Raw genomic sequence first — 400 nt, 5'->3', positions numbered from 1 at the left:
GGGGCGGGCGAGCACGGTGGTCGCGCCCGCCTCGGCGTACAGCCCGGCCAGGCCCTCGCCCGGGACGACGGCCACGACGGCCCGCCGGGGACGCTCGGGGAGGGCGGGGCGTCCGGTGCCGGTGGTGTGCACGTCGGCGGCACCGAAGTGGGTGATCCGGATCCGGTAGGGCCGCCCGGCCTCGACGCCGGCCTCGACGGCGGCCCCGGCGTCGTCGACGTGGACATGGACGTTCCACAGCCCGTCGCCGCCGACCACGACGAGGGAGTCGCCCAGTCCGTCGAGCCGCCGGCGCAGCCGGGCGACGGCCTCGTCGTCGGCCTCCAGCAGGTAGATCACCTCGAAGGCGGGCCCGGCGGTCGCGCCGTGGCCCGGGTCCGCCGCGGCGTCGGCGCATTCG

1 pseudogene is annotated in these 400 nt (G+C 78.8%); it reads right to left on the bottom strand.

The features are described 5' to 3' along the window. Nucleotides 1-400: pseudogene (locus G3I53_RS10325) on the bottom strand (dihydroxyacetone kinase); the annotation flags it as partial.

The sequence above is a fragment of the Streptomyces sp. SID14436 genome (assembly GCF_010548465.1).
Lineage (GTDB): Bacteria > Actinomycetota > Actinomycetes > Streptomycetales > Streptomycetaceae > Streptomyces.
The sequence above is the reverse complement of the archived record's forward strand: the minus strand, read 5'-3'. Positions and strand labels throughout refer to the sequence as shown.